We start from the raw sequence: 25,383 nt of genomic DNA on the forward strand, positions 1-25,383 counted from the left end.
TATATTAACTCGGAGTAAAATCATCAATCGCGCCTGACGCCTGTGTTAGCTTTCATTTCAGCCAAGTGTCTGGAGGAGTGCGATGCGGGGCGCGACGGTTTCGAATCCCAAGGAAGCAGCCTTTACCGAGGCTTTCGCACAGCGAATTTCGAAAGCCGACGACAGCTCGCTGTCGGAGGTGCTGCGCACGGTCGTCACCCATCTCCACGGGCTTATCAGGGAATTACGCCCCAGCGCAGCCGACTGGCGCAAGATGATCGAGTTCCTGACCGAGGTTGGCCACACAACGGACGACCGGCGGCAGGAATGGGGCCTGCTGTTCGACCTGCTTGGCGCTTCGGCACTGGTCGACGAGATCAATTCCCGCCGGCCGAAGCAGGCAACACCCAATACGGTGCGCGGACCGTTCTTTCGCGCTGACACGCCACCGCGCGCATCCGGCAGCAACATCTCACTCGACGGCGTCGGCGAGCGGCTGGCGGTTTTCGGGCAATTGCTCGACCTCGATGGCCATCCGCTCAAGGGCGCGGAGGTCACGACCTGGCAGGCAAATGCCGCCGGTTTCTACGAGAACCAGCAGCCGGATCTGCAGCCGGAATTCAATCTGCGCGGCACCTTCAAAACAGACCAGGAGGGGCGGTTCGACTACCTGACGGTTCGCCCCGCCGGCTACAGCGTTCCGGAAGACGGGCCGGTGGGCAAGCTGCTTGGCCAGGCGGGGTGCTCGCTCCGGCGCCCGGCCCATCTGCATTTCATCGTCACCGCTCCAGGTTTCCAGACAATCACGACGCACATCTACGACGGCAGCGATCCGCATATCGACGAGGACGCGATCTTCGGCGTCAAGCCTGAACTGGTGCACGAATTCAAATGCTCTGACATCGGCGGCAAGCCCGGCTGGCGTCTGGACTTCAAGTTCCTGATGGCGAGAGCAAGGGAAGGATCTGCGTCGTGAGGAACAATTTCACCTATCAGGGCAGCGCGGCGCACATCGTCTTTGGCGAGGGCAAGAGCCAGGAGGCCGGCGGCTGGGTCGAAAAGCTTGGGTGCAGTCGAGCGCTGGTGCTTTCGACACCGCACCAACAGGCAGACGCGGAAGCGCTGGCGGAGCGGCTTGGGCCACTCGCCGTAGGCGTCTTTGCCGGCGCGGTGATGCACACGCCGGTCGACGTCACGGCAAAAGCGATGGCAGCGGTCAAGCAAGGTGGCGCCGACTGCGTCGTCTCGCTTGGCGGCGGCTCCACCACCGGGCTCGGCAAGGCGATCGCCTATCGAACCGATCTGCCCCAAGTCGTTATCCCGACCACCTACGCCGGATCGGAAGTAACGCCGATCCTCGGACAGACCGAAGGCGGCCGAAAGACGACCGTCAGGCATCCTTCGATCCTCCCGGAAGTGGTGATCTACGATCCGGATCTGACGCTCGGACTGCCAGTCGGCATGAGCGTGACGAGTGCGCTCAACGCCATGGCCCATGCGGTCGAAGCGCTCTATGCGCAGGATCGCAACCCCATCTCTTCGCTGATGGCGAAAGAGGCCTTGTCAGCCTTCAAGACGAGCCTGCCGCGGATCATCGAGGCGCCGCGCGATGGCGAAGTGCGGGCCGAGGCGCTGTACGGCGCCTGGCTCTCGGGCACCGTGCTCGGCGCGGTCGGCATGGCACTGCATCACAAGATTTGCCACACGCTTGGCGGCACCTTCGACACGCCGCACGCGGAAACGCACGCGATCATGCTGCCCCACACGGCGTCCTACAACGCCATCGCCGTACCCGACTTGCTTGAACCCGTGGCCCGGACCTTCGGCGGATCGGTCGGCGGCGGATTGTGGGATTTCGCAAGGTCGCTCGGCGCGCCGCTTGCCCTGAAAGACCTCGGCCTTTCAGAGGCCGATCTCGACCGGGCCGCCGCGATTGCGACCGAAAACCCTTATTGGAATCCGCGCCCGATCGACCGCCGGTCCATTCGTGCGCTGCTGCAGGATGCCTGGGAGGGCAACCGGCCGACGAACTGAAACCACCCTTCGGGAGGAAGGGCATTGGGAGGAGGAACCATGCTGACGAGACGCGATTTTCTGAAGACGACAGCCGCAGGTGGCGCGGTCGCCTTTTCATCCGGACTTTCGATGCCGGCGATTGCCAAGGACACGGCGATCAAGCTTGGCTATGTCAGCCCGCAAACCGGGCCCCTTGCTGCCTTCGGCGAAGCCGACAAGTTCGTGATCGATACCTTCCTGGCGACAACCAGGGCCAAGGGCCAGAACTTCGAGGTTGTGGTCAAGGACAGCCAGTCGAACCCGAACCGGGCGGCCGAGGTTGCCAAGCAGTTGATCGTCGACGACGAGGTCAACCTGGTCCTCGTCGCCTCGACCCCGGAAACGACGAACCCGGTCGCAACCACCTGCGAGGCCGAACAGATGCCTTGCATTTCGACGGTTGCGCCGTGGCAGCCCTGGTTCATCGGCCAACAGGGTAATCCCGGCGATCCCGCCTCCTGGAAGCCGTTCGACTATGCCTATCACTTCTTCTGGGGCCTGGAGGACGTCATCGCGGTGTTCACCAATATGTGGGCCCAGGTGGAAACGAACCACAAGGTCGGCGGCCTCTTCCCCAATGACGGCGACGGTAATGCCTGGGGTGACAGCACCGTAGGTTTTCCGCCGGTGCTTGAGAAGCTGGGCTACGGGCTCACCGATCCCGGCCGCTACCAGAACATGACCGACGATTTCTCGGCGCAGATCAACGCGTTCAAATCCGGTGGATGCGAGATCGTGACCGGCGTGGTCATCCCTCCGGATTTCACGACCTTCTGGAACCAGGCCAAGCAGCAGGGTTTCGTGCCGAAGGTCGCCTCGATCGGCAAGGCGCTGCTCTTCCCGCAGGCGGTCGAAGCGCTGGGAAAGGCGGGGCACAATCTTTCGTCCGAAGTCTGGTGGTCGCCGAGCCACCCCTTCGCCTCGTCGCTGACCGGCGAGACTTCAGCTCAAGTCGCCGAAGCCTTCACCAAGGCGACCGGCCGGCCCTGGACCCAGCCGATCGGCTTTGCCCACGCCCTCTTCGAACTGGCAGTCGACGCCGTTACGCGGGCCGACGACCCGTCGGATGGCGATGCGCTCGCCCAGGCGATTGCCGCCACCAAACTCGACACGCTCGTCGGCCCGGTTGCCTGGGACGGCAAGGGACTGCCGCCATTTGCCGCCCGAAACATTGCCAAGACACCGCTCGTCGGCGGCCAGTGGCGGCTGAAGGACAGCGGCGGCTACGACCTCGTCATTACCGACAACAAGACGGCGCCGAACATCCCCGTGGGCGGGAAGATGGAAGCGATCGCCTAGATCACGATGGCCTTGGACTGGATCGGCCCAGATCCATAACGTGATCGATTTGAATACGTTAGAGCGGGATGTTGCGGAGAAGCGCAAACACCACCCCATCCCGCTCTTCGAAATGGATAACGCAGCAGCGTGACCGAGGAGGGTCAGGCATGTCTCTGTTAGAGCTCGAGCGGGTCTCGAAACGCTTCGGCGCGCTGACCGTCGCCGACGAGATCAGCTTTTCGGTCGGCGAGGGTGATGCTTTGGGCATTATCGGGCCGAACGGCGCCGGCAAGTCGACGCTGTTCAATCTGATAACCGGCAACATCGCCGCCGACAGCGGCGCGGTCCGCTTCGGCGGCGTAGATGTCACCCGAGCGCCGCCGATGGCCCGCTGCCTATCGGGCATGGGGCGAACCTTCCAGATCCCGCAGCCCTTCGAGAAGCTGACCGTCTTTGAGAACCTGCTCGTCGCCGGCAGCTTTGGCGCGCGACGGCGGGAGGCTGAAGCCTGTGACCGCTGCGCCGAAATCCTGGTAGAGACGGGCCTCTTCGACAAGGCGAATGTACTGGCAGGCGGGCTTACCCTGCTGCAGCGCAAGCGGCTGGAACTGGCGCGGGCGCTTGCCACCGAGCCCCGGCTGTTGCTGCTGGATGAGATTGCCGGCGGCTTGACGGAAGGCGAATGCCACCAGCTGGTCGCGACCATCAGCGCCATCCAAAAGAAGGGCGTAGCCGTCATCTGGATCGAACATGTGCTGCATGCGCTGACCTCGGTTGTCGAACGGCTGCTGGTTCTCAATTTCGGCAAGGTGATCGGCATTGGAAAACCCGACGAGCTCATGGCTTCGCGCGCCGTCCAGGAAATCTATCTGGGGATCGAGCTATGACGGCGGTGCTCGAAACCAGAGGGCTCAAGGCCTTCTACGGCGACTTCCAGGCGCTTTTCGGTGTCGATATCACCATTGCCAAGGGTGAGACCGTTGCGATTATCGGCGCCAATGGCGCGGGCAAGACCAGCCTGATGCGCGCGATCTCCGGCGTGCTTGCAAGCGAACCGGGCATGGTCGTCTATCGCGATGAACCGATTGGCGCACTGCCAGCACCCGACGTGCTTGCCCGCGGCATCGCCATGGTGCCGGAGGGACGCCGGCTGTTCCCGTCGCTGACCGTCGAGGAAAATCTGCAGGTTGGCGCCTACGGCCGCCAGGGACAGGGACCGTGGACGCTCTCGAGCGTCTATGAGCTCTTCCCGGTCCTCCGCGAGCGCCGCAACAACCCGGCCACAGCCCTTTCCGGTGGCCAGCAGCAGATGGTGGCGATCGGCCGGGCACTGATGTCCAACCCGGATGTTCTGCTCTGCGACGAGATCAGCCTCGGCCTCGCGCCAGTCGTCGTTCGCGACATCTATGCGGCCTTCCCGCGCATCCGCGAGACCGGCGCCTCGATAGTCATCGTCGAGCAGGACATCGCCCAGGCTCTGAAGGTCGCAACCCAGGTCTATTGCCTGATGGAAGGACGCGTGACGCTTTCGGGGCGTCCGGAGGCACTGACCCGCGAGCAGATCCACCACGCCTATTTCGGAGCGCCGCGCCATGAGCTTCATTGACACAATCGTGCAGGGGGTTCTGCTCGGCGGGCTCTACGCCCTGTTTGCCGCAGGCCTCAGTCTGGTGTTCGGCATCATGCGGCTGGTCAATCTCGCCCATGGCGACCTGATCGTGCTCGCCGCCTTCCTGATCCTTCTGCTAACCTCGGCGCTCGGCCTCAACCCATTCCTGGCAGCGCTCGTGGCCGCGCCGCTGATGTTCGCCGCGGGGTGGGTGTTGCAGTATGTCGTGCTCAATCGCACGCTCGGCAAGGACGTCCTGCCGCCGCTGCTTGTGACCTTCGGCATCTCCATCGTTTTGCAGAATGGTTTGCTGGAAGCGTTCTCGGCCGACAGCCGCCGCGTCTCCATCGGCACGCTGGAGAGCGCTTCGATCGCGGTCGGCCCGCTGAACATCGGTATCATGCCGTTGATGACCTTCCTGTCGGCGCTCGCCGTGATCTTTGGCCTCAACCAGTTGATCTATCGAACGGCGCTCGGTCGCGCGTTCCGCGCAACTTCGGACGATGTCGTGACGGCAGGGCTGATGGGAATTCGCCCGCAACGCGTCTTTGCCATGGCGACCGGCCTTGCCATGGTCGTGGTGACGATCGCCGCCCTCTATCTGGGCACGCGCGCCAATTTCGATCCGACGTCGGGACCGTCCCGGCTGATCTACGCCTTCGAGGCCGTGATCATCGGTGGCCTCGGCTCGCTTTGGGGAACGCTTGCCGGCGGGGTGATCCTCGGCGTCGCGCAGACACTTGGAGCGGCCGTCAATCCGGAATGGCAGATCCTTGCAGGACACCTCGCCTTCCTCGCCGTTCTCGCCATCAAGCCGCGTGGGCTTTTCCCTCGCGCCGTCGATTGAGGTCAAGCCGATGTCCATCGCCATTCCGTCCTTCAAGGTCGAAACCCGCAGCGGAACCTCATCGCTTGGGGCTTTGGCAGCAGTCACCGCCCTTGCGCTTGCGATTGCGGCTCCCCTCATCGTGTCCCGCGGCGTCGTGCAGGATCTCTTCTTCATTTTGACCATGCTGGTGCTCGCGCAGAACTGGAACCTGCTTGCCGGCTATGCCGGGCTGATCTCGGTCGGCCAGCAGGTCTTCGTCGGCTTCGGCGCCTATGCGATGTTCGGAGCGGTCATTCTGGCGGGCGTCGATCCAATCGTTGCGATCCTGATTGCCGGCGTTCTTTCAGCGCTTCTCGCCATCCCGACGGCCTTTTTCACCTTTCGGCTGCAAGGCCCTTATTTCGCCATCGGCACCTGGGTCGTGGCCGAGGTGGTGCGGTTGTTGCTCGCCCAATGGAAGGCGCTCGGCGGGGGTACCGGCACGTCGCTGCCGCGCGAGGCGACGCGGGACATGGCGGGCGTCGACATCGTTCGCGACCTCTTCGGCATGAAGGCGGCCGCGGCCAGCGATGCGCTCACCTATTGGATTGCGCTCCTCCTGACGCTCGCGATCATCGGCTTCATCTACCGCCTGCTGAAAAGCAAGCAGGGGCTCGGTCTCGCCGCCGTGCGCGACAACGAACAGGCCGCCCGTGCCGTTGGCGTCGACGCGCGTCGCATGAAGGCGCTGGTTTACGTGGCGACCGCCTTCGTCACCGGATTGGCCGGCGCACTGATCTACGTTCAGAAAGCACGCATCTCGCCGGACGCAGCCTTCTCCGTCACCGACTGGACGGCCTATGTCATCTTCATCGTCGTGATCGGCGGGATCGGCACCATCGAAGGGCCGATCGTCGGCGTGGTGCTCTTCTTCCTGCTGCAGAAGCTCTTTGCCGATTTTGGCTCCTGGTACCTGCTGGTCCTCGGCCTCATCGGCATCCTCGTCATGCTCTTTTCGCCGCGCGGTCTATGGGGCCTGTTCTCCGATCGTACCGGCATTCAGCTTTTTCCGGTCCGTCGCAAGTTGATCGGCGGACCACTCGAACACATGCCTAAGGGAGGACCAAATGGCTGACATCACAACCGACGTACTCATCATCGGCACGGGGCCGGCCGGGTCCGCCACGGCCGCCCTGCTCTCGAGCTACGGCATCGAAAACATGGTGATCAACCGTTATCGCTGGCTGGCGAACACCCCGCGCGCCCATATCACCAACCAGCGCACGATGGAGGTTCTGCGCGATCTAGGTCGCGACGTGGAGGACGAGGCCTATATGTTCGCTGCCGAGCAGGACCTGATGGGCGAGAACGTCTTTTGCACCTCGCTCGCGGGCGAAGAGATCGGCCGCATGAAAAGCTGGGGCAAGCACCCGGTCTCCCGCGCCGAACATCAGCTGTCCTCGCCGAGCCAGATGAACGACCTGCCGCAGACCTTCATGGAGCCGCTCCTGTTCAAGACGGCTTGCTCACGTGGCACCCAGGCGCGCATGTCGACGGAATATGTCAGCCATGTGCAGGACAAGGAAGGCGTGACCACGACCTGTCTCGACCGGTTGACCGGCAAGGAATTCACCGTTCGCTCGAAGTATCTGATCGGTGCCGACGGCGGCAATTCGAAGGTCGCGGAACATGCGGGCCTCACCTTCGAGGGACGCATGGGTGTTGCCGGCTCGATGAACATCCTGTTTGAGGCGGACCTGTCACGTTATGTCGCCCATCGCCCTTCGGTGCTCTACTGGGTCCTGCAACCGGGCGCGGACGTCGGCGGTATCGGCATGGGCCTCGTGCGCATGGTGCGCCCCTGGAACGAATGGCTCATTGTCTGGGGATACGACATCAACCAGCCGGCACCGGCCGTCGACGAAGCCCATGCGAAGAAGGTGGTGCGCGATCTCGTCGGAGTGCAGGACCTGGAGATCACGATCAAGCAGGTCTCGACCTGGACGGTCAACAACATGTACGCGACGACGATGTCCAACGGGCGCGTCTTCTGCATGGGCGATGCCACGCACCGCCATCCGCCATCGAACGGGCTCGGCTCCAACACATCGATCCAGGATGCCTTCAACCTTGCCTGGAAACTCGCGTTCGTGCTGAAGGGTCAGGCGAGCGAAACGCTGCTTGATACCTACACAACGGAGCGGGCGCCGGTCGCCAAGCAGATCGTCACCCGCGCCAACAAGTCGATTGAAGAGTTCGGTCCGATCTTCAAGGCGCTTGGCCTTCTCGATTCCATCGATCCGGTGAAGATGCAGCAGAACATGGATGGGCGCTGCCGCGATACGCCGGCGGCGGAAGAACAGCGCTCCGCCATCCGCAAGGCGATCGCCGCCAAGGTCTACGAGTTCGACGCCCATGGCGTTGAAATGAACCAGCGCTATCGCTCGGATGCGATCGTCACCGACGGTCAGCCCGAGCCGGCCTTTGCCAAGGACCCGGAACTGCATTTCCAACAGACTACCTGGCCGGGGGCGCGGCTGCCGCACGCATGGGTTTTCTCGAGCGACGGGACGAGGGCCTCGACGCTCGATCTCGCCGGGCACGGCCGGTTTACCGTCCTGACCGGGATCGGCGGACAGGGCTGGATCGAAGCGGCGAAGGTCGTCGGACGTGAGCTTGGTGTCGAAATTGCGACCCACGCCATTGGCGCGCGGCAGCTTTGGGATGATTTCACCGGCGACTGGGCAGCGCTCAGCCAAGTGCGTGACAACGGCGTCGTGCTCGTGCGTCCTGACCATCACGTCTGCTGGCGCTCGGAGGCGCTGTCGGCAGATCCCGTCGCAGACCTGCGTCGGGTCATGACAGCAGTGCTTGGGAGGTAATCCATGGAAGCGCATGAGAAAGGTTTCTTCACTGAAGAAAATTCGATCGAGGTCGTCACGGGCCGCAACAAGAACGCCAAGGACGAACGGCTGAAGCAGATCATGGAAGTGGTCACGCGCAAGCTGCACGAAGCGGTGAGAGAAATCGAGCCGACACAGGAGGAATGGATGGACGCGATCCTCTTCCTCACGCGCACCGGACAGATGTGCAACGAATGGCGCCAGGAGTTCATCCTTTTGTCCGACACGCTCGGCGTCTCGATGCTTGTCGACGCGATCAACAATCGCAAGCCGTCGGGTGCCTCCGAAAGCACCGTGCTGGGCCCGTTTCACGTCCAGGACGCCCCTGAGCTCGAGATGGGCGCAAACATCTGCCTCGACCAGAAGGGAGAGGACATGGTGGTCGGCGGCCACATCCTCGACACCGAAGGCAGGCCTATCGCCGATGCCGTGATCGATGTCTGGCAGGCCAATGACGAAGGCTTCTATGACGTTCAGCAAAAAGGCATCCAGCCGGAGTTCAATTTGCGCGGCGTCTTCCGCACCGGACCCGACGGCCAATATTGGTTCCGGGCGGTAAAGCCGAAATACTACCCGATCCCGAATGACGGCCCGGTCGGCCAGATGCTGGAGCACCTGGGGCGTCATCCCAACCGCCCGGCCCATCTCCACTACATCATCAAGGCCGACGGCCACGAAACGCTCATCACCCACATCTTCGATCCGGATGATCCGTACATCCATTCGGATGCGGTGTTCGGCGTGAAACAGAGCCTGCTTGCGACTTTCCGGCGCATCGAGGACCCATCCCGAGCCGCGGACTACGGATTTTCAGGTCGCTTCTGGGAAGTAAACCACGACTTCGTACTGGCGCGGTCAAAACGAGGCGCAAGCTGACACTCCGGAAGAACAATGGTCGCTCAGGCCGCGGGCTCGCCCTTCCGCTGCGCGACCAAACGGGCGCTCACAATCAACGAAGAAATAGGAGGAGCAGGAAGCTATTCCCTTGCCTCCTGCGGATCCCCAGATGAATTATCCGGTGCGGTCACGGCCCCAAAAGCACGGACCGCCAGGAGCGACGAGGCGACGCAGGAGACATTCAGTGAAAGAGCAATTTGCCATCATTCAGGCGCTTGGCGTTCGACCGGAATTCGATGCAATGAGCGAAATCCGCACGCGGATTGAATTCCTGAAGGCCTATCTCGTGCAAAGCGGCCAGCGCGCCTACGTGCTCGGGATCAGCGGCGGGGTCGATTCCCTGACGGCCGGGCTTCTCGCCCAGCGCGCCGCTCAAGAATTACGCGAATGTGGCCATTCGGCCACCTTCATCGCCGCTCGGCTTCCCTATGGCGTTCAAGCGGACGAACACGATGCGGCGGCAGCTGTCGCTGCGATCCGCCCTGACCGTGTCTTGACCGTGGATATAAAACCGGCAGCTGACAGCCTCATGGACGCAGTCCTTACCGGCGGCCTTGACCCGGCCCCGCGTCATCATTTCATCCTCGGCAACGTGAAGGCACGGCAAAGGATGATCGCACAATATGCCATCGCCGGGGCATCGTCAGGTCTCGTCATCGGCACGGACCACGCTGCAGAGGCGCTCATGGGCTTCTACACCAAATTCGGTGATGGCGCGGCGGACGTCCTTCCTCTTGCCGGCCTGAACAAGCGACGCGTTCGCGCCGTAGCCTTGGAGTTCGGCGCGCCGGAACGGCTCGTCTGGAAAACTCCAACCGCTGACCTTGAATCGGACGCGCCATTGCGACCGGATGAGGACGCCTATGGCGTGACATACGACCAGATCGACGACTTTCTCGAAGGAAGAACCGTCGAGCCGACTGCAACTGACCGCATTCTCGCAGCCTATCGCGCAAGCGCACATAAGCGCGCCCTTCCCGTCGTCCCCTCGGACCTTCACCCGGCGTTGCAGGCAACGACAGCATGATACCTGGCTGAACTGACTGAACCGTCTGCATTTCGGTCCACAGGTCGAGAGATTCACCTTCGGGTATCATCTCGATGAAGGTGGTCAATGGTCCGATCGCGGAAGAAACGGACCTCGACGACGGTCTGACCATGACGATGCAGCTTGGACTGATCCACGAGGCCGGATCAAAAACCACATAGCGCCAGTTCGGTTTTGCTGCACATCTCGGTCAGGAATTTGAGGCTCGCACACCTCGTGAGCCTCATTCGTATGTTTCATCGCCTACGCAAGTTCCGGGTGGGATCGCATTGGATTCGAGAGCAAGGATCGGAGTGTGACCAGCGACGATCGAAGGCACGATCGGGCCCGAACAAATCCGAGTAGATGACCATGGACATGAACATCCGGCCCGCAGCCACCCTTCACATCTCACGTCTTTCCGTCACGGACGATCCTCGCTGGGCGCTGATCGTTGCGCGCGACAGGTCCGCCGACGGTCAGTTCTGGTATTCGGTCGCGACGACAGGGATTTATTGCCGGCCCTCGTGCCCGTCCCGCGCGGCAAACCCGAAGAATGTCGCGCTCCACGATACGCTCGAAAGCGCGCGGGCAACCGGCTTTCGCCCATGCAGACGTTGCAATCCCGATGGCCCCTCACTCGAATGCGAGAATGCCGCGCTCATCGCAAAGGCTTGCCGCGTCATCGAGGACAGCGAGGAAGAGCCGTCATTGGAGGATCTCGCAGCTGCCGTCGATCGCAGTCCGAGCTACTTCCATCGTATGTTCAAGGCATCGACCGGGCTGACACCGAAAGCCTATGCCGCCGGCCACCGCGCGAAAAAGGTCCGTGAGGGCCTCGAGACCGCTATGAGCGTCACCGCGGCGATGTACGACGCCGGCTTCAATTCAAGCGGCCGCTTCTATGAGAAGGCAAACGGTATGCTCGGCATGACGCCGACACAGTATCGTGATGGCGGCACCAACGAGGAGATCAAGTTTGCGGTCGGTCAGTCCTGTCTCGGCGCGATCCTCGTGGCCTCCAGCACGAAGGGCGTGGCCTCGATCCTGCTCGGAGACGACCCGGACGCGCTCGTTCGCGATCTTCAGGATCGCTTTCCGAAGGCACGCCTGATCGGTATGGACCGCGACTACGAGGCGCTGATTGCCCAAGTCTGCGGCTTCGTCGAAAACCCGAGTGTCGGCCTCGATCTGCCGCTCGACGTTCGCGGCACGGCGTTCCAGCGCCGGGTATGGCAAGTCCTGCAGGAGATTCCCGCCGGTGAGCGTCTGTCCTATTCGGAAATCGCCCGACGCATCGGCACGCCGAGCGCCACGCGGGCAGTCGCAGGAGCATGCGCCGCCAACAAAATCGCCGTCGTCATTCCCTGCCATCGCGTCGTTCGCAACGACGGCGCGCTTTCCGGCTATGCCTGGGGCGTCGACCGCAAGCGCGCCCTGCTCGATCGGGAAGCGTGCCTATGAACCTGCTGTCGCGCTACGACGAAGCCGTTGCCTTCCTCTCCAGCCATGACGACGACTGGGCCAGATTGATCGAGGTGGTCGGACCTTGCCGACACGATCCCAAGGCGGCCCGTGAACCATACGAGGCGCTCGTTCGCGCGATTGCGTACCAGCAGCTGACGGCCAAAGCAGGCGATGCCATCATTGGACGCCTCAAGGGGCTCTTCGATGACCGCGATTTTCCTAGTCCGGAAGACCTCATTGAGGTCGAGTTCGACCTGCTTCGGAGCTGCGGCTTCTCCGCCAGCAAGATCGCGACCATCAAGGCGATCGCCCAGGGAACGCTGGATGGCCTGATCCCCACCCGCGACATTGCCGCCACGATGGATGACGAGGCGCTGATCGACCGCATGGTGAGCATCAAGGGCATAGGCCGTTGGACTGTCGAGATGCTGCTGATGTATTCTCTGGAGCGGATGGATGTCCTGCCCGTCGACGACTTTGGTGTCCGTGAAGGCTACCGCGTTCTGAAATCGTTGCCTGTGCAACCGAAGCCGAAACAACTGCGTGAGATCTCGGAGGCCTGGTCGCCCCATCGCACGGTCGCGGCCTGGTATCTGTGGCGCATCCCGCGCGAGCGCGGAAACGTCTTGAAGTAAGTACGGCAGCGGGAAGAACACCATGCCCCTTCAAAACCGAGTCACGCCCTTTGGTGACATCGTCGCCATATCTCAGCGAGGCCTGTTTACCGGCAATCGCGGCATCATCCACGATCCGGCGACGAGGACCTTGCTGAGGAGGCGCTGGGCAACGAAGGCCTGGCTTGTCTGTGCCTGCGAATTCAAGGGGTGGCGCCGGGACGTGATGACGCGCCACAGCTGGACCGAGCTGTTTTTCCTCGACGAGGCCGTGGCGTTCGCCGCCGGCCATCGCCCTTGCTTCCTCTGCCGGCGCGAAGCCGCGGAGCGCTTCCGGGCCTGCTGGGCGTCGGCGAAAAAAGAGGCGCCTCCCTCGGCCACGCATATGGATGCCGTGCTGCATGCTGAGCGCCTCGATCGTCGCTGCAAGCGCTTGCATCCGATCACCCACTCGTTGGCCGACCTGCCTGACGGGGCGGTCGTCGTGGCCAAGGACAAGGCTTACACGCTGCGCGCCGGCCTGGCGCATCGCTGGAACAACGACAGCTATGACAGGTCCGAAATACTCGATGAGGCCGACTGGCTCCTGACACCGCCATCGACGGTCATGGCACTCCTTGCGGGTTACCGGCCCGTCTTCCACCCGTCGCTCAACCCGATACGCAATAGGCCAGAAGATGCCCGATCTGTTTGACATTCTCGCCCCCGCCCATCCCGCAACCGAAATCATGGCGGAAGGCGCCATGCTCCTTCGCGGCGCAGCACTTCCCTACGAAAACGGTCTGCTTGCAGCGCTCGGCCAGATTACCAGCCAGTCGCCGTTTCGACATATGGTCACACCGGGCGGCTTCACCATGTCGGTGGCGATGACAAATTGCGGCACTGCCGGCTGGGTCACGGATCGCACCGGCTATCGATACGATCGCGATGATCCCGAAACGGGCCGTCCCTGGCCGGCCATGCCGGAATGCTTCCTCGATCTGGCAGTCGAGGCCGCGACACGGGCGGGCTATCCCGACTTTCGCCCTGACGCCTGCCTGATCAACCGCTACGAGCCCGGCGCCCGCCTTTCGCTGCATCAGGACAGAAACGAACGCGACTTCGCCAATCCGATCGTCTCGGTCTCTCTTGGCCTACCGGCGACCTTCCAGTTCGGCGGCCTGAAGCGGAACGACCCCGTGAAGAAATATGCACTGCGGCATGGGGATGCGGCGGTCTGGGGCGGTCCGTCGCGGCTCGTCTATCATGGCGTTCCGGAATTGAAGGATGGCGTCCATGAGACCGTTGGACGGATGCGCATCAATCTCACCTTCCGTGCAGCCTTGTAGCTCATCTATCTTCAGTTTCCTGCGCAACGGCTAAGACAAGGAACCCCGGCTGATGGCTTCGCCGGGCGGTTTCAATGCCAAGGTCCGAAGCCCGGAAGGCTGTCGAAACGCTCGTTGCGCTTGCCGGGGGCACCGCGAATAAGGCGCTGGTGATGAAGCATATCGGCCAGTTCGTACTACGCCGAGATGGAGATGCGCGACAACGGAGACGTCGAAGCCCGCCTCACCTCAGGCGAACCTGATCGGCCGTGCCCGGCATTGAACATTCTCCTGTTCGGCTCGGACAGAGTTTCGATTTGAAAGCAAGGATCGGAGTTTGGCAGTGCGACCGATTGCGTAACTTCGATCGTGAGGACAAAACAAGGAGCTACGACAATGAACCTCGTGATCAAGAGCGACACGCTGCGGCCGGACGCGCAGGTGAGTTCCACTTCGACGGCCGCCGGCGTTCTCTCTTACGCGGTCGCCGACTGCGAACTCGGCAAGGTGCTGGTCGCACGTAGCGCGAAGGGCGTGTGCTCGATCCTGCTCGGCGACAACGCCGGCGATCTCGCGGCAGACCTTGCCGATCGCTTTCCGCGGTTCACGCTCGTTTCAAGCGAAGCCATGCTGGAGAACGACGTCGCGAAGGTCCTGCGCTACATCGCCAAGCCATCCGGTGGCCTTCACCTGACGCTCGATATGCGCGGCACGCCATTCCAGCGCCGCGTCTGGGAAAGGCTGAAGGCGATCTCGGCCGGCCGGACGGTGAGCTACATGGATCTCGCCAGGTGGATCAGCCCGCTGGCGAGCCCGCGCGCCGTCGCCGGCGCCTGCGCCGCCAACCCGATAGCACTGGCCGTTCCGTGCCACCGCGTCGTCCGCACCAACGGCGACCTGGCCGGCTACCGCTGGGGCGTCGAGCGCAAACGCGCTCTCATCGCGAAGGAAGCCACGGCATGAACCAGACTGCGATCAACATGGCACCGGCTTCCGTGGAAGCGCGGATCGGTGCCTACGACTGGAAAGCACTCACCGGCGAGCTCGACGGCTTCGGCTGCGCGGTCCTTCCCCAACTTCTCACGCCCGAGGAATGCACCGGCGTCGCGTCGCTCTATGCCGACGAAAGGCATTTCCGCAGCCACATCATCATGGCGCGGCACGGCTTCGGAAAAGGCGAGTATCGCTATTTCAGGTATCCGCTGCCGGACCTCATCGCCGGCATCCGCACGGCGCTCTACCCGCACCTTGCCGGTGTCGCCAACGCCTGGAACGAACGGATGGGCCTGGACCAGAGGTTCCCCGGCGAGCATGCCGCATTCCTCAAGCAATGCCACGAAGCCGGTCAGACCCGACCGACGCCGCTCCTGCTGCAATATGTGCCCGGTGACTTCAACTGCCTTCACCAGGACCTTTACGGCGACATCGCATTTCCGATCCAGGTGGCGATCCTGCTTTCAGAGCCAGGCCGCGACTTTACAGGCGGCGAGTTTGCGCTGACAGAACAGCGGCCGCGCATGCAGAGCCGCGTCGAGGTCGTGCCGCTCCGACAGGGCGACGCCGTCGCCTTCGCCGTCCACAATCGTCCGGTCCAGGGAACGAAGGGAAATTACCGCGTGAACCTGCGCCACGGTGTCAGCCGCATCCGATCCGGCATGCGTCACACCGTCGGGATCATTTTCCACGACGCCCGCTGAGCAAAAGAGGCCGGCGCCGCGGTTTTAGCAGCGCCGGCCGTCAGAGTGAACCGCGCTGAGCGGCCCGCTCGATGTGTCGCGGTCATGCTGAAGCCACGGCGAAATCGCTGGACGACGCCAGGCATGGACGTCTATCCGAACCCCAGAGCCTTGCCGCTGCCATTCAGGCCGCCTTGTCGCGGCCGATCGCCTGGACCTTGTCCCATACCCGTTCGGGCCAGGGAATCTCGAGGTCGAAGACGGTCTCAAACGTGTCCGCGAGATGGTCCGCACTTGTGATGCGATGTTCGCGAACGCTGCCCGGGGTGACCGCGCGCAAGCGATCGTTCTGCAGGGCGACATAGCCGTCCGCGGTATGGCGAAGCACTGCCAGCGCGTTTGTGAATGGCGACCCGGGGTCCCGCATCAACCACGAATGCGTGGCGGCCATGGCGGCCTCGCAGCTGTAATCGGCACGGAAATCAAAGCTGTGGGCGACCCCCTGAACATGGTTGTTGAAACGCAGCCAGCCATCCTCCGCCGGCATGATCGAAAAGTCGAAACCGCGCTGGCTGAACGGTCCGACAGCAATCGGCACGGGTTCGACGATGGCGTCGGCAACGCCGACCTCGGCAAGATAGGGGCGGTCGAGATTGACACGCAGGGTCAGATGATTGCCGATGGAGATGTTGCCCAGTCTTTCGCGGTCGACGGCACCGCAAAGACGGATTACCCGGAAGCCGAGCGCATCAAGTGCTGCGCCGAAGAGACCGTTCATTTCGTAACACCAGCCGCCGCGCCTCCCCTCCACCATCTTGGCGAATGCGGATGCCGGGGTGATCGAGGACGGCCATCCCATGAAGGCATCCAGCGCCTCCCAGGTGAAGGCCATGAGGTGGGCGCGGTGAAGTTTTGACAGGCCTTGAAGGTCGAGCGAAACTGGCCGGTCGACCCGGATCCTTGCAAGATAGGCGTCCAACTGTCCAGCTGTCAGGGTCATTCCGATTTCGCGTGAAGGCGCGTGTGTCATCCTTCGGTCTCCTTTCGATGGACCGTTGTCGAGTTTTCTCGGCACTGTGTTTGGGTCGGTCTGCCGCCGGATCAGGCGACCTTGCGTCTGCCCTCGGGCAGCAAGGTCAGGCCGAAATTCATTGCGATGGAGGCGATCTCTTCAGGCGTTTCGGGCTTGCAGAGTTCGATGATCGGAAAGAAGTTCTCGAACCCGCCCGGCGTCACGACGACCATGAGGCAGCCTTCCGTCTCTCCGATGTTCCGGAAGCGATGCGGCACGCCGCGCGGCAGCGCGATGCAGCCCCCCTCTCTCAACTCGACATAGTCGCGACCACACCAGAAGCCGAAGCAACCGGACAGGACGCGGAAGAACTCGTCCTCGCGCTCGTGCACATGCAGCGGCGGGCCTTCGCCAGGCGGCACGGTGGCCTCGAGCATGCCCAGAGCGCCGCCTGTGTTGTCGGCCATCATGCGTATCACGTGTTTGCCGAGCGCCGTTGTCGGCATTCCATGGCCTGGCGGGGATACCGCCGCATAGGTGAATGTCTTCATGTCGGGTCTCCTTCTCCTTGAGGACACCCATCGATTACTTTGTGCTTCGTCTCATGATAAGAGCGATAACTTGACATCATTGAACGGATAATTGTGCTCATGAAATCGCTGGATCCGCTCGACGGAATTGCCGCCTTTCTGACGGTATCCACCCATCTCAGCTTCACCAAGGCTGCGGACGAACTGGGCATGTCGCGCGCGACGGTGGGAGCCCAGGTCAGGCAACTCGAGGACCGCCTCGGCATCCGCCTCTTCCAGAGATCGACGCGCAAGATCGCACTTACGGAGGCGGGCGCCGCCTACCGGGAAGCCCTTTCGGGTATCCTGCCGCAGATAAGAGAGGCAGAACGGACGGCAACCTCATTCCAGAAGGAAGCCGTCGGGCGATTGCGGGTGTCGGCACCGCCCGATCTCGGGCATCTGGTGATCGTGCCGGCGGTTTCGGAGTTCCTCAAGCTCAACCCGGCCGTGTCGGTCGACCTGGACCTGTCGCATCGGGTCGTGAACCTGGTCGAGGATGGCTTCGACCTTGCAATTCGCGGCCGCCTCGACGTCGACATCAATCTCATCACTCGGCAACTGGCGACATCGTCACTCGTGATTTCCGCGTCACCCGCCTATCTCTCCGAACATGGCACACCGACGACGCCGCACGACCTGGCAAACCACTTCTGCCTCCACTTCGCCGAATTACGATGGGGGCGGATCTGGCCGTTCAGGAAGAACGACGAGGAGTTTCGCATTCCGATCGTGCCCCGGCTGGAGCTCAATCACAGCCTTGGCCTGCGTGACGCCGCCTTGTCGGGAGTGGGCGTTGTCCTCCTGCCCGACTTTATCGTTGGCGAAGATCTCAGGCAGGGTCGGTTGGTACGACTTCTCCCTGATTGGCATATCAGCACGATACAGCTGCAGGCGGTCTATCCGGCCAACCGCCACATCGCGGTCAAGGTTCGACGCTTCGTCTCGTTTCTCGCAGGTAAACTGCGGACGTAGACGAGGCAAGACCTGCACTCCCGTCGACGAATGCGCAACGCCGCACCAGAGCAGCCCTTGGTACTACGGTGGTGACCACCGCACCGTCATTCTCGGCCTCGCCCACGCGCTGGAGCGGCCAAAACGGGCCAGTCGGCTGTTCATCGATCAAGTTATACTCACATGACCAGAAGCTTTTCCCGATCGCGGGCACCACGCCTGCTCGCTTCCGGCGTGACCGGCGCAGCTGAGTTCGCCGACGCCCGGACGTCCACAGAGCTCGTTATCGCTGCTTTGACGTGAGAACTTTCAAAAGGCAGACAATCCCGACAAGAAACTGCCGCCGAATACAAGCAGTGTTGGGGAAGCAGTCCCGAACCACCTTCGCCAATCTCCAATGGCCGCAGCCCCGATGAGAGACGAGCGGAAAGATGGCTAGAAACGAAGCGCCAGAGCCATCCGGCCCGCCTCTGGTGTGTTGTCGAGGGTCGTTCCACAAAAGACTTCGGAGTGGAATTGCCCATCTCAATTATTGCAAGCAACGCAATTCAATCGCAATTATTATTGCAATTCATCAGCGCAATCCGGTCGGCTACACCTGTTCTCACCAAACGAGTTCACCACCGACCGGAAAGACCAGGCACCGACGCCCCGCTTTTCAACCAGCTCAAAGAGGAGAAAACCCATGTCTAAACTCGAAGTCCTCACCCCGCAGAACAGCCAGTTGATCTTCATCGACCAGCAGCCGCAGATGGCCTTCGGCGTTCAGTCGATCGACCGCCAGGTGCTGAAGAACAACGTCGTCGGCCTTGCCAAGGCCGCAAAGGTCTTTGACATCCCGACAACGATCACCACCGTCGAGACCGGATCCTTCTCCGGCCACACCTATCCCGAACTGCTCGCCGTCTTCCCGGAAAACGATATCCTCGAACGCACCTCGATGAACTCCTGGGATGACCAGAACGTCCGCGACGCGCTGGCCAGGAATGCCGCCAACGGCCGCAAGAAGATCGTCGTCTCCGGTCTCTGGACCGAAGTCTGCAACACCACCTTTGCGCTCTCGGCCCTCCATGATGTCCCGGACTACGAGATCTACATGGTCGCCGACGCCTCCGGCGGCACCTCGGTCGATGCGCACAAATACGCCATGGACCGCATGGTCCAGGCCGGCGTCATCCCGGTCACCTGGCAGCAGGTCCTGCTCGAATGGCAGCGCGACTGGGCCCGCAAGGATACCTACAATGCCGTCACTTCGCTAGTGAAGGAGCATTCCGGCGCCTATGGCATGGGCATCGATTACGCCTACACCATGGTCCACAAGGCCGACGAACGCGTCCGTCACGGCAAGACGATCGGCCCCAACCCGGTCAAGTGAATTTCACCATGCCCCTGGTTTGTCGCCCAGGCGAACCAGGGGACCTGCATCGTCCTGTCAGGACTCGTCTTCATGGGCGCACGGCGGGAGCGGTGCGCTCGCTTCAGGTCATGCCGGGTGGCACCAGCGTCGACGGTTTCGTTGGCGCTGCAAATAAGAATGTTGCCAGGGCGCAAGCAATGGGGGGTAGCGGCATCCGATGCTGAACATACTTCGTGGGAAACGCAATTCATTGGCGCTGGCGTTCATTTCCGGGTTCGCTGACGCACTCTTCTTCATTCATTTGGGCGGCCTCTTCGTCGGGCTGGTGACCGGCAACGTCGTGCTGCTCGGGCTAGGTCTTGTCGGTCACGAAAAAGGTGGTTTGCGCGATCTGCAGATCATGACTTTCCCGCTGTTCATGGTGGGCGCGGGCCTCGCCGCCATCCTCGTCGCCTGGATCAAGCCTCTTGAGCGCGCGACGTTCTGGACGCTTGTCATCGCCGCAGCCGCGTTTGCAGCGGCCGCCCTTCTGGCAATCTTCGATGCCGGGCCAGTGTCTGCCTGCGCCCTTCTCGCCGTCGTCGCAATGGGAATGCTGACCGCGATCGAGCGCCTCGACCCCCGGCTCGGCCCACCGTTCTCGCTGATGACGGGCAACATCGCCGGCCTCGCAGTCGCAACTGCCCGTCGCATCATCGGCTACGCGGAAAAGCCGGAAGAATGGGGCCAGTCGCTGACGTCGATCATCCTGGTGTTCGGCTTTGTGATGGGATGTGCCGCCGGCGCATTTGCGCAAGTCACGGTCGGCGTTGCGGGAATGCTCTTCCCGGCTCTCTTGCTGCTCCTGGTCGGCCTCTTCTATTCACCGCAAAACTCGAAGAAGCCCGGCTAAACGACGGCCACCGTCGTTTAGCAGTCTCCAACCGCGATCTCGAAGGGAGGTCGGCCTTGCCTGCAATATCCGCTTTCAGCCTGCCACCCCGCGATCGCCACGAGGTCAACCGCAGCTCGACCTCCCTCGAACTGATGTTCGATCTTGCCACCGTCGTGGCGGTTGCCGCCGCCGCCCATGGATTGGCGTGGGACATCGAGGCCGGCGAATTCGTAAACGGCATCGTCCAGTTTGCGTGCAGCTTTTTCATGGCCTGGCTGGCCTGGGCCAACTACACATGGTTCGCATCGGGCTATGACAACAAATCGGCCGCCTTCCGGGTGCTGACGATGGTCATCATGTTCGGATCGCTTACCCTTGCCGGAGGGATCCGAAGCGGCCTCGGCGATGAGCCGCATTGGCTCGTCCTTATCGGTTTCAGCATCATGCGGCTGGGCATGATCGCCCTGTGGCTTGGTGCGGCAAACGGGGATCGGCATGCCCGCCCGACGGCCCTGCGCTACGCCGCCGGGATCGGCGGCATGCAAATCTACTGGAACACCCTGATCATTGCACTTCCCCCTGATGCGCCGCTTTACTTTCCGCTCTTTGCGCTCGGCGCCGCCGGCGAGTTGGCCGTACCGCTGCTGGCCGAGCGCGGCACCGCCAGCAACTGGCATCATGGTCACATCATCGATCGCTACAACTCGTTCAACATCATCGTCCTTGGCGAATGTTTTGCCGCCATCGCCTTGATTATCTCGGATCCGGCGACACCGGAACTGAGGCATTTCTGGTGGGCGACCCTGTGTTCGATCATCGCGTTTTCGATGTGGGGACTCTATTTCGATCGCAACGAGCAATTGTGGGGCCGCGAGCTCAGCACCGTCCTGACCTGGGCCTACGGGCATTGCGTGCTGTTTGCGGCCGGCGCGGCGACGGCGGCGGGTTTCATCGTGTATCTCGCCGCCGCTGGCGACGAGGCCGTTTCGCAACAGCTTGCTGCTCTGGCCTTTTGCGTACCGATCGCGATGTATCTGACCGCCCTCTGGCTGGTTCGCGACCGGGCGTCCAAACACGGCTCGCTGCACTGGCTTCTCTTGGTGGTCGCAGCGCTCGCACTCGCAAGCAGCGCGTTCGCCTCCCACGCTCTGGAATTGATGGCAATGTTGCTGGCGATCACCGTAGCGATACGGCGGCGACTATATCCGGCTGGCCTGCGTGAGGGTGGCGAACACGACTGAAATCGGTCGCAAGCAAAGGGGTGGAGAAAAGTTGGGGAATCAAAGGGCCATGTCGTCGTCAGCTACCATATCTGCGCGCAATCGGGGATTTCGCTCATCAATCACGCCGCTCCTTCTTGCATCAGGTCTGCTGACGACATGTGTCGCCGTCCCGATCGTATCTCGGTTCCAGCAGAACAGGCTTCAGCGGCGCAAATCGAGCACGTCAACCTTGCGCGTTTCTGGGGAGACGAGGTCACGCCCACTCTCCGTTCGCTCATCGCGCAGCAATACACGCAGACACGGCGTCGCCCACCGAGCGCAGTCAACCATGTCGACTTTCTTGCCATTTCGGGCGGTGGTGCGGACGGCGCGTTTGCCGCCGGATATGTGACGGGCTGGAGCGAAAGGGGCATCGACCGCAATTCGAGATCGTGACCGGCGTCAGCACCGTCGCTCTGGCGGCTCCCTTTGCCTTCCTTGGTCCAAGCCATGACAGGGAACTGCGCGAAGTTCTCACGCCGTATGGTGACCGTGATATCTATCGAAATCTCGGCCTGTTCGGAGTGATGGGGCATGGTCTCTACGTTAATTCACCGCTGCGGCAGTTGATCGGTCGCTATCTCACCGAAGACATGGTCGCCGAAATTGCCGCGCAGCACAGGATCGGCCGACGGCTGCTGATCCAGACCACCAACATTGATGCTCAGCGTCCTGTTGTGTGGGACCTGTCTGCAATCCCTGCCAGCGCGCGCGCCGATCGTCGAAAACGCATGATCGACATTCTGCTCGCGTCTGCGGCCATACCTGCGGTGTTCCCGCCCGTTTGGATCGATGTGCGGCTGGACGGTCAAGCCAGGTAGGAATTGCATGTCGACGGCAGGACAGTGGCGCAGATCTTCTTTGCCCCTCCCAACATCGAACTCTCGGGATATGAGAGGCGCTATTTCGGTCACACCCGCTCGCGAACACTCTATCTGATCCGCAACGGGCGCTTGACGCCCGAATACGCCGCGACCGAAGAAACCACACTGGGGATCGCCCGTCGCTGTATCGAGACGCTGATCAAGTATCAGGCGATATCCGATCTGGTGGGCCTACAACTCCAGACGACAGCTGCCCATGGTCAGCTTTACTACGCATCGACCCGGGATCGGTTCACGCTGAGCCCGAAGTCCGAATTTGACCGAAGCCATATGCAACAGCTCTTCGCTGCCGGTTACGAGGAAGGTCGTCTTGGTCAGTGGCGCAAGCAGCCACCGCTTACGCCCGTGCAAGCGGCCGAGCGACGCAATCGTGGCTGACATTCACGAAGGCACTGCAGCCTGAGCCACAGGCTGCAGTGCACCCGGAGGCGACGGCCAAGGCCTCGGCCGCGCTCCTCATTGCCTTCTTCAGAGGTGTACTCCATGTCGGTGCGCGACGCCGCCACCCAAACGCGCTGCTGTAAAACGCTCGGGCGTGATGCGCTTAACTGTTTGATTTCATGAATGCCGTTGTCGCAGAGCTACGGCGCTCTTACAAGCTTCAGTGGCAAGGCGGCGATCGCCGAGTTTGCCGATCTCGAAGACCCGCACCAGGACTATCCATTCTGAAAAGGAGCAGTTGCCATCAGCCGACACCAGCCTGAATGTAGGGAAAGGGGCCGATCACCCCTGCTCCACTTCTTTGTGTCCGGGCGGTTGATCGGTTGGAATGCCTGAGCACCGGCCAGACGATCCCGGTTTGGCAAGCAGAGGCCTTGCCCTGGAGCTCGGCGGCCTGGCACCAAAACGAAAACGGACAGCGACAATTCGCTGCCCGTTCCATATGTTCGCCTTGCGTGTCTCACACGGCCCAGCATGAGCAGCCGAGTGCGCCGAAGAAGCCCTTGAGATCGGCGATCGGCAGCTTTGACGTCCAGGCGCCGGCATGGTCGTGGCCATGCACGCCGCAATTGCTGGCGCAGCCGCAGGTCGTGATCGCCGTGCGCCGGAGCGAGTTCTTGCCGGCACCATCGGGCTCGCCCCAGGCGGCATAGCCGCCGAAGGTGCGGACCGGCGACCAGTCGGGCATCGCCGGCGGCACCGGGTTGTCGTCGTGGGCGGCGAAGTCGCCGGCCGCATAGACGACCTTGCCGCCGACAACAGTCAGTTCCGAGGTCAGGAACGAGATCTCGTCCTCCGGGCAGGCGAAATAGTCCTTGTTCGGCACGATCAGGTCGGCAAACTGCCCCTTCTCGATCCGGCCCTTCTTGCCTTCTTCGTTGGAAAACCACTGCACCTTCTCGGTCCACATCCGAAGCGCCGTCTCGCGATCGAGGCAATTGGCGCGCGGATAGAGCTGCAGGCCGCCGACGGTCTTGCCGGTCACCATCCACGACAGCGAGACCCAGGGGTTGTAGGAGGCGACCCGGGTGGCATCGGTGCCGGCCGACACGTTGACGCCCTTCTCCAGCATGCGGCTGATCGGTGGCGTCGCTTCCGCCACCCCGTGGCCGTAGCGTTCGACGAAATATTCGCCCTGGTAGGCCATGCGGTGCTGGGTGGCGATGCCGCCGCCCAGCGCGGCAATCCGGTCGATCGAGCGGTCGGAGATCGTCTCGGCATGGTCGAAGAACCAGTTCAGGCCTTCGAGCGGGATGTCCTTGTTGACCTTCTCGAAGACGTCGAGCGCGCGGCTGATGGTCTCGTCATAGGTGGCATGCAGCCGCCAGGGCCAGCGGTTCTCGGCCAGGACCCGGACGACCTCCTCGAGCTCGCCCTCCATCTCCGGCGCCATCTCGGGCCGCGGCTGGCGGAAGTCCTCGAAGTCGGCGGCCGAAAACACCAGCATCTCGCCGGCACCGTTGTGGCGGAAGTAGTCGTTGCCCTGCTTGTATTTGACCGAGGCGGTCCAGTGGAGGAAGTCCTCCTTCTCCTCCTTCGGTTTCTGGGTGAAGAGGTTGTAGGCCAGGCGAACGGTCAGCTGATTGTCATCCGAGAGCTTCTGGATGACGGCATAATCGTCCGGATAGTTCTGGAAGCCACCACCGGCGTCGATGACGCTGGTGATGCCGAGCCGGTTGAGTTCGCGCATGAAGTGGCGGGTGGAATTGACCTGGTAGTCGAAGGGCAGTTTCGGTCCCTTGGCGAGCGTCGAATAGAGGATGCCGGCATTGGGTTTGGCCAAGAGCAGACCGGTCGGGTTGCCGTTGGCATCGCGGGTGATCTCGCCGCCCGGCGGGTTCGGCGTGTCCCTGGTGTAGCCGACCGCTCTCAGGGCGGCGCCGTTCAGAAGCGCCCGGTCATAGAGATGCAGCAGGAACACCGGCGTATCGGGGGCGATCGCATTGATCTCGTCGATCGTCGGCAGCCGCTTTTCGACAAACTGGTGTTCGGTAAAGCCGCCGACGACGCGCACCCATTGCGGCGCCGGCGTGATCGCCACCTGCCGCTTCAGCATCGCCATCGCATCGGCAAGCGACCGCACGCCGTCCCAGCGCAGTTCCATGTTGAAGTTGAGGCCGCCGCGCACGACGTGGGTGTGGTTGTCGTTGAGACCCGGCAGAACGCGCTTGCCCTTCAGGTCGATCACCTTGGTATCCGACCCGGCCAGCGCCATGATCGTCCGCTCGTCGCCGACGGCCAGGAACTTCCCGTCCTTGATGGCCACGGCGCTGGCCGTCGGATGGCTGCGGTCGAGCGTCGTGAAAAGGCCGTTGTGGAGGATGAGATCGGGCGTCATTGGTCGGCTCCAGGCTTCAAGTTTCAAGATTGCAATGGAAGTTCGGGGTGGCGATCGGTCATCGCCACG

General features: G+C 62.4%; 25 protein-coding genes. 22 read left to right on the forward strand and 3 right to left on the reverse strand.

Annotated features, from left to right (window positions below; translation table 11 throughout):
• The first annotated feature begins 82 nt into the window (after positions 1-82).
• The 16 genes from PWG15_RS27125 (at position 83) to PWG15_RS27200 (ending at position 15,644) form a co-directional block, all read left to right on the forward strand.
• Positions 83-955: a dioxygenase family protein gene (locus PWG15_RS27125; protein ID WP_275024610.1), complete on the forward strand. Its 873-nt coding sequence runs from the start codon at positions 83-85 to the stop codon at positions 953-955.
• The gene (locus PWG15_RS27130; protein ID WP_275024611.1) at positions 952-2,013 is read left to right on the forward strand and encodes a maleylacetate reductase; all 1,062 of its coding nucleotides are present in this window, start codon (positions 952-954) and stop codon (positions 2,011-2,013) included. Before PWG15_RS27125 ends, PWG15_RS27130 begins: the two co-directional genes overlap by 4 nt.
• 39 nt (positions 2,014-2,052) lie before the next feature.
• The gene (locus PWG15_RS27135) at positions 2,053-3,333 is read left to right on the forward strand and encodes an ABC transporter substrate-binding protein (protein WP_275024612.1); all 1,281 of its coding nucleotides are present in this window, start codon (positions 2,053-2,055) and stop codon (positions 3,331-3,333) included.
• Between the two features lie 149 nt (positions 3,334-3,482).
• Positions 3,483-4,202 (forward strand): ABC transporter ATP-binding protein, encoded by a 720-nt coding sequence (locus PWG15_RS27140; RefSeq protein ID WP_275024613.1) that lies wholly within the window; start codon positions 3,483-3,485, stop codon positions 4,200-4,202.
• A complete protein-coding gene (locus PWG15_RS27145; RefSeq protein ID WP_275024614.1) occupies positions 4,199-4,921 on the forward strand; it encodes an ABC transporter ATP-binding protein in 723 nt (240 codons plus the stop codon). Before PWG15_RS27140 ends, PWG15_RS27145 begins: the two co-directional genes overlap by 4 nt.
• The gene (locus PWG15_RS27150) at positions 4,908-5,771 is read left to right on the forward strand and encodes a branched-chain amino acid ABC transporter permease (protein ID WP_275024615.1); all 864 of its coding nucleotides are present in this window, start codon (positions 4,908-4,910) and stop codon (positions 5,769-5,771) included. Before PWG15_RS27145 ends, PWG15_RS27150 begins: the two co-directional genes overlap by 14 nt.
• 10 nt (positions 5,772-5,781) lie before the next feature.
• Complete coding sequence (locus PWG15_RS27155) at positions 5,782-6,867, forward strand: branched-chain amino acid ABC transporter permease (RefSeq protein ID WP_275024616.1); 1,086 nt, start codon at positions 5,782-5,784, stop codon at positions 6,865-6,867.
• Complete coding sequence (locus PWG15_RS27160; protein WP_275024617.1) at positions 6,860-8,614, forward strand: FAD-dependent oxidoreductase; 1,755 nt, start codon at positions 6,860-6,862, stop codon at positions 8,612-8,614. The genes PWG15_RS27155 and PWG15_RS27160 overlap by 8 nt, the downstream gene beginning before the upstream one ends.
• Positions 8,615-8,617: 3 nt before the next feature.
• On the forward strand, positions 8,618-9,511 hold the full coding sequence (locus PWG15_RS27165; RefSeq protein ID WP_275024618.1) for an intradiol ring-cleavage dioxygenase: 894 nt from the start codon (positions 8,618-8,620) through the stop codon (positions 9,509-9,511).
• Positions 9,512-9,773: 262 nt separating this feature from the next.
• The gene (nadE, locus tag PWG15_RS27170; protein WP_275027226.1) at positions 9,774-10,559 is read left to right on the forward strand and encodes an NAD(+) synthase; all 786 of its coding nucleotides are present in this window, start codon (positions 9,774-9,776) and stop codon (positions 10,557-10,559) included.
• A gap of 372 nt (positions 10,560-10,931) precedes the next feature.
• The gene (ada, locus tag PWG15_RS27175; protein WP_275024619.1) at positions 10,932-12,023 is read left to right on the forward strand and encodes a bifunctional DNA-binding transcriptional regulator/O6-methylguanine-DNA methyltransferase Ada; all 1,092 of its coding nucleotides are present in this window, start codon (positions 10,932-10,934) and stop codon (positions 12,021-12,023) included.
• Positions 12,020-12,661, forward strand: a complete 642-nt coding sequence (locus PWG15_RS27180) for a DNA-3-methyladenine glycosylase family protein (protein WP_275024620.1) — start codon at positions 12,020-12,022, stop codon at positions 12,659-12,661. The genes ada and PWG15_RS27180 overlap by 4 nt, the downstream gene beginning before the upstream one ends.
• A 22-nt stretch (positions 12,662-12,683) precedes the next feature.
• Entirely contained in the window at positions 12,684-13,334 is a 651-nt protein-coding gene (locus PWG15_RS27185) for a hypothetical protein (RefSeq protein WP_275024621.1), read from the forward strand.
• Positions 13,318-13,968 (forward strand): DNA oxidative demethylase AlkB, encoded by a 651-nt coding sequence (gene alkB, locus PWG15_RS27190; protein ID WP_275024622.1) that lies wholly within the window; start codon positions 13,318-13,320, stop codon positions 13,966-13,968. The genes PWG15_RS27185 and alkB overlap by 17 nt, the downstream gene beginning before the upstream one ends.
• A gap of 375 nt (positions 13,969-14,343) precedes the next feature.
• Positions 14,344-14,910 carry a methylated-DNA--[protein]-cysteine S-methyltransferase gene (locus tag PWG15_RS27195; RefSeq protein ID WP_275024623.1) on the forward strand — a complete coding sequence of 189 codons (567 nt, stop codon included), beginning with the start codon at positions 14,344-14,346 and terminating at the stop codon, positions 14,908-14,910.
• The gene (locus PWG15_RS27200; protein WP_275024624.1) at positions 14,907-15,644 is read left to right on the forward strand and encodes a 2OG-Fe(II) oxygenase; all 738 of its coding nucleotides are present in this window, start codon (positions 14,907-14,909) and stop codon (positions 15,642-15,644) included. Before PWG15_RS27195 ends, PWG15_RS27200 begins: the two co-directional genes overlap by 4 nt.
• 163 nt (positions 15,645-15,807) lie before the next feature.
• Here the strand turns inward: PWG15_RS27200 and PWG15_RS27205 are convergent, their stop codons facing one another.
• Entirely contained in the window at positions 15,808-16,653 is an 846-nt protein-coding gene (locus PWG15_RS27205; protein WP_275024625.1) for an arylamine N-acetyltransferase family protein, read from the reverse strand.
• A gap of 71 nt (positions 16,654-16,724) precedes the next feature.
• Positions 16,725-17,186: a cupin domain-containing protein gene (locus PWG15_RS27210; protein WP_275024626.1), complete on the reverse strand. Its 462-nt coding sequence runs from the start codon at positions 17,184-17,186 to the stop codon at positions 16,725-16,727.
• A 99-nt stretch (positions 17,187-17,285) separates the two neighbouring features.
• Here PWG15_RS27210 and PWG15_RS27215 point away from each other — a divergent pair, with 99 nt between their 5' ends.
• The 6 genes from PWG15_RS27215 to PWG15_RS27240 all read left to right on the forward strand — a co-directional run bounded on the left by PWG15_RS27215 (position 17,286) and on the right by PWG15_RS27240 (position 22,913).
• Positions 17,286-18,179 carry a LysR family transcriptional regulator gene (locus PWG15_RS27215; RefSeq protein ID WP_275024627.1) on the forward strand — a complete coding sequence of 298 codons (894 nt, stop codon included), beginning with the start codon at positions 17,286-17,288 and terminating at the stop codon, positions 18,177-18,179.
• A 664-nt stretch (positions 18,180-18,843) separates the two neighbouring features.
• Positions 18,844-19,533, forward strand: coding sequence for a hydrolase (locus PWG15_RS27220; RefSeq protein ID WP_275024628.1), 690 nt, complete (start codon positions 18,844-18,846; stop codon positions 19,531-19,533).
• Positions 19,534-19,732: 199 nt separating this feature from the next.
• Positions 19,733-20,407, forward strand: a complete 675-nt coding sequence (locus PWG15_RS27225) for a DUF1275 family protein (protein WP_275024629.1) — start codon at positions 19,733-19,735, stop codon at positions 20,405-20,407.
• Between the two features lie 56 nt (positions 20,408-20,463).
• Entirely contained in the window at positions 20,464-21,630 is a 1,167-nt protein-coding gene (locus tag PWG15_RS27230; RefSeq protein ID WP_275024630.1) for a low temperature requirement protein A, read from the forward strand.
• Positions 21,631-22,043: 413 nt separating this feature from the next.
• On the forward strand, positions 22,044-22,472 hold the full coding sequence (locus tag PWG15_RS27235; RefSeq protein WP_275024631.1) for a patatin-like phospholipase family protein: 429 nt from the start codon (positions 22,044-22,046) through the stop codon (positions 22,470-22,472).
• Positions 22,473-22,496: 24 nt separating this feature from the next.
• Positions 22,497-22,913: a hypothetical protein gene (locus tag PWG15_RS27240; RefSeq protein ID WP_275024632.1), complete on the forward strand. Its 417-nt coding sequence runs from the start codon at positions 22,497-22,499 to the stop codon at positions 22,911-22,913.
• 523 nt (positions 22,914-23,436) lie between these two features.
• On the opposite strand, the gene PWG15_RS27245 is transcribed toward PWG15_RS27240, so the two are convergent.
• Positions 23,437-25,314 (reverse strand): amidohydrolase, encoded by a 1,878-nt coding sequence (locus tag PWG15_RS27245; RefSeq protein WP_275024633.1) that lies wholly within the window; start codon positions 25,312-25,314, stop codon positions 23,437-23,439.
• Positions 25,315-25,383 lie beyond the last annotated feature (69 nt).

Source organism: Ensifer adhaerens, assembly GCF_028993555.1.
In the GTDB taxonomy this organism is placed as follows: domain Bacteria; phylum Pseudomonadota; class Alphaproteobacteria; order Rhizobiales; family Rhizobiaceae; genus Ensifer; species Ensifer adhaerens_I.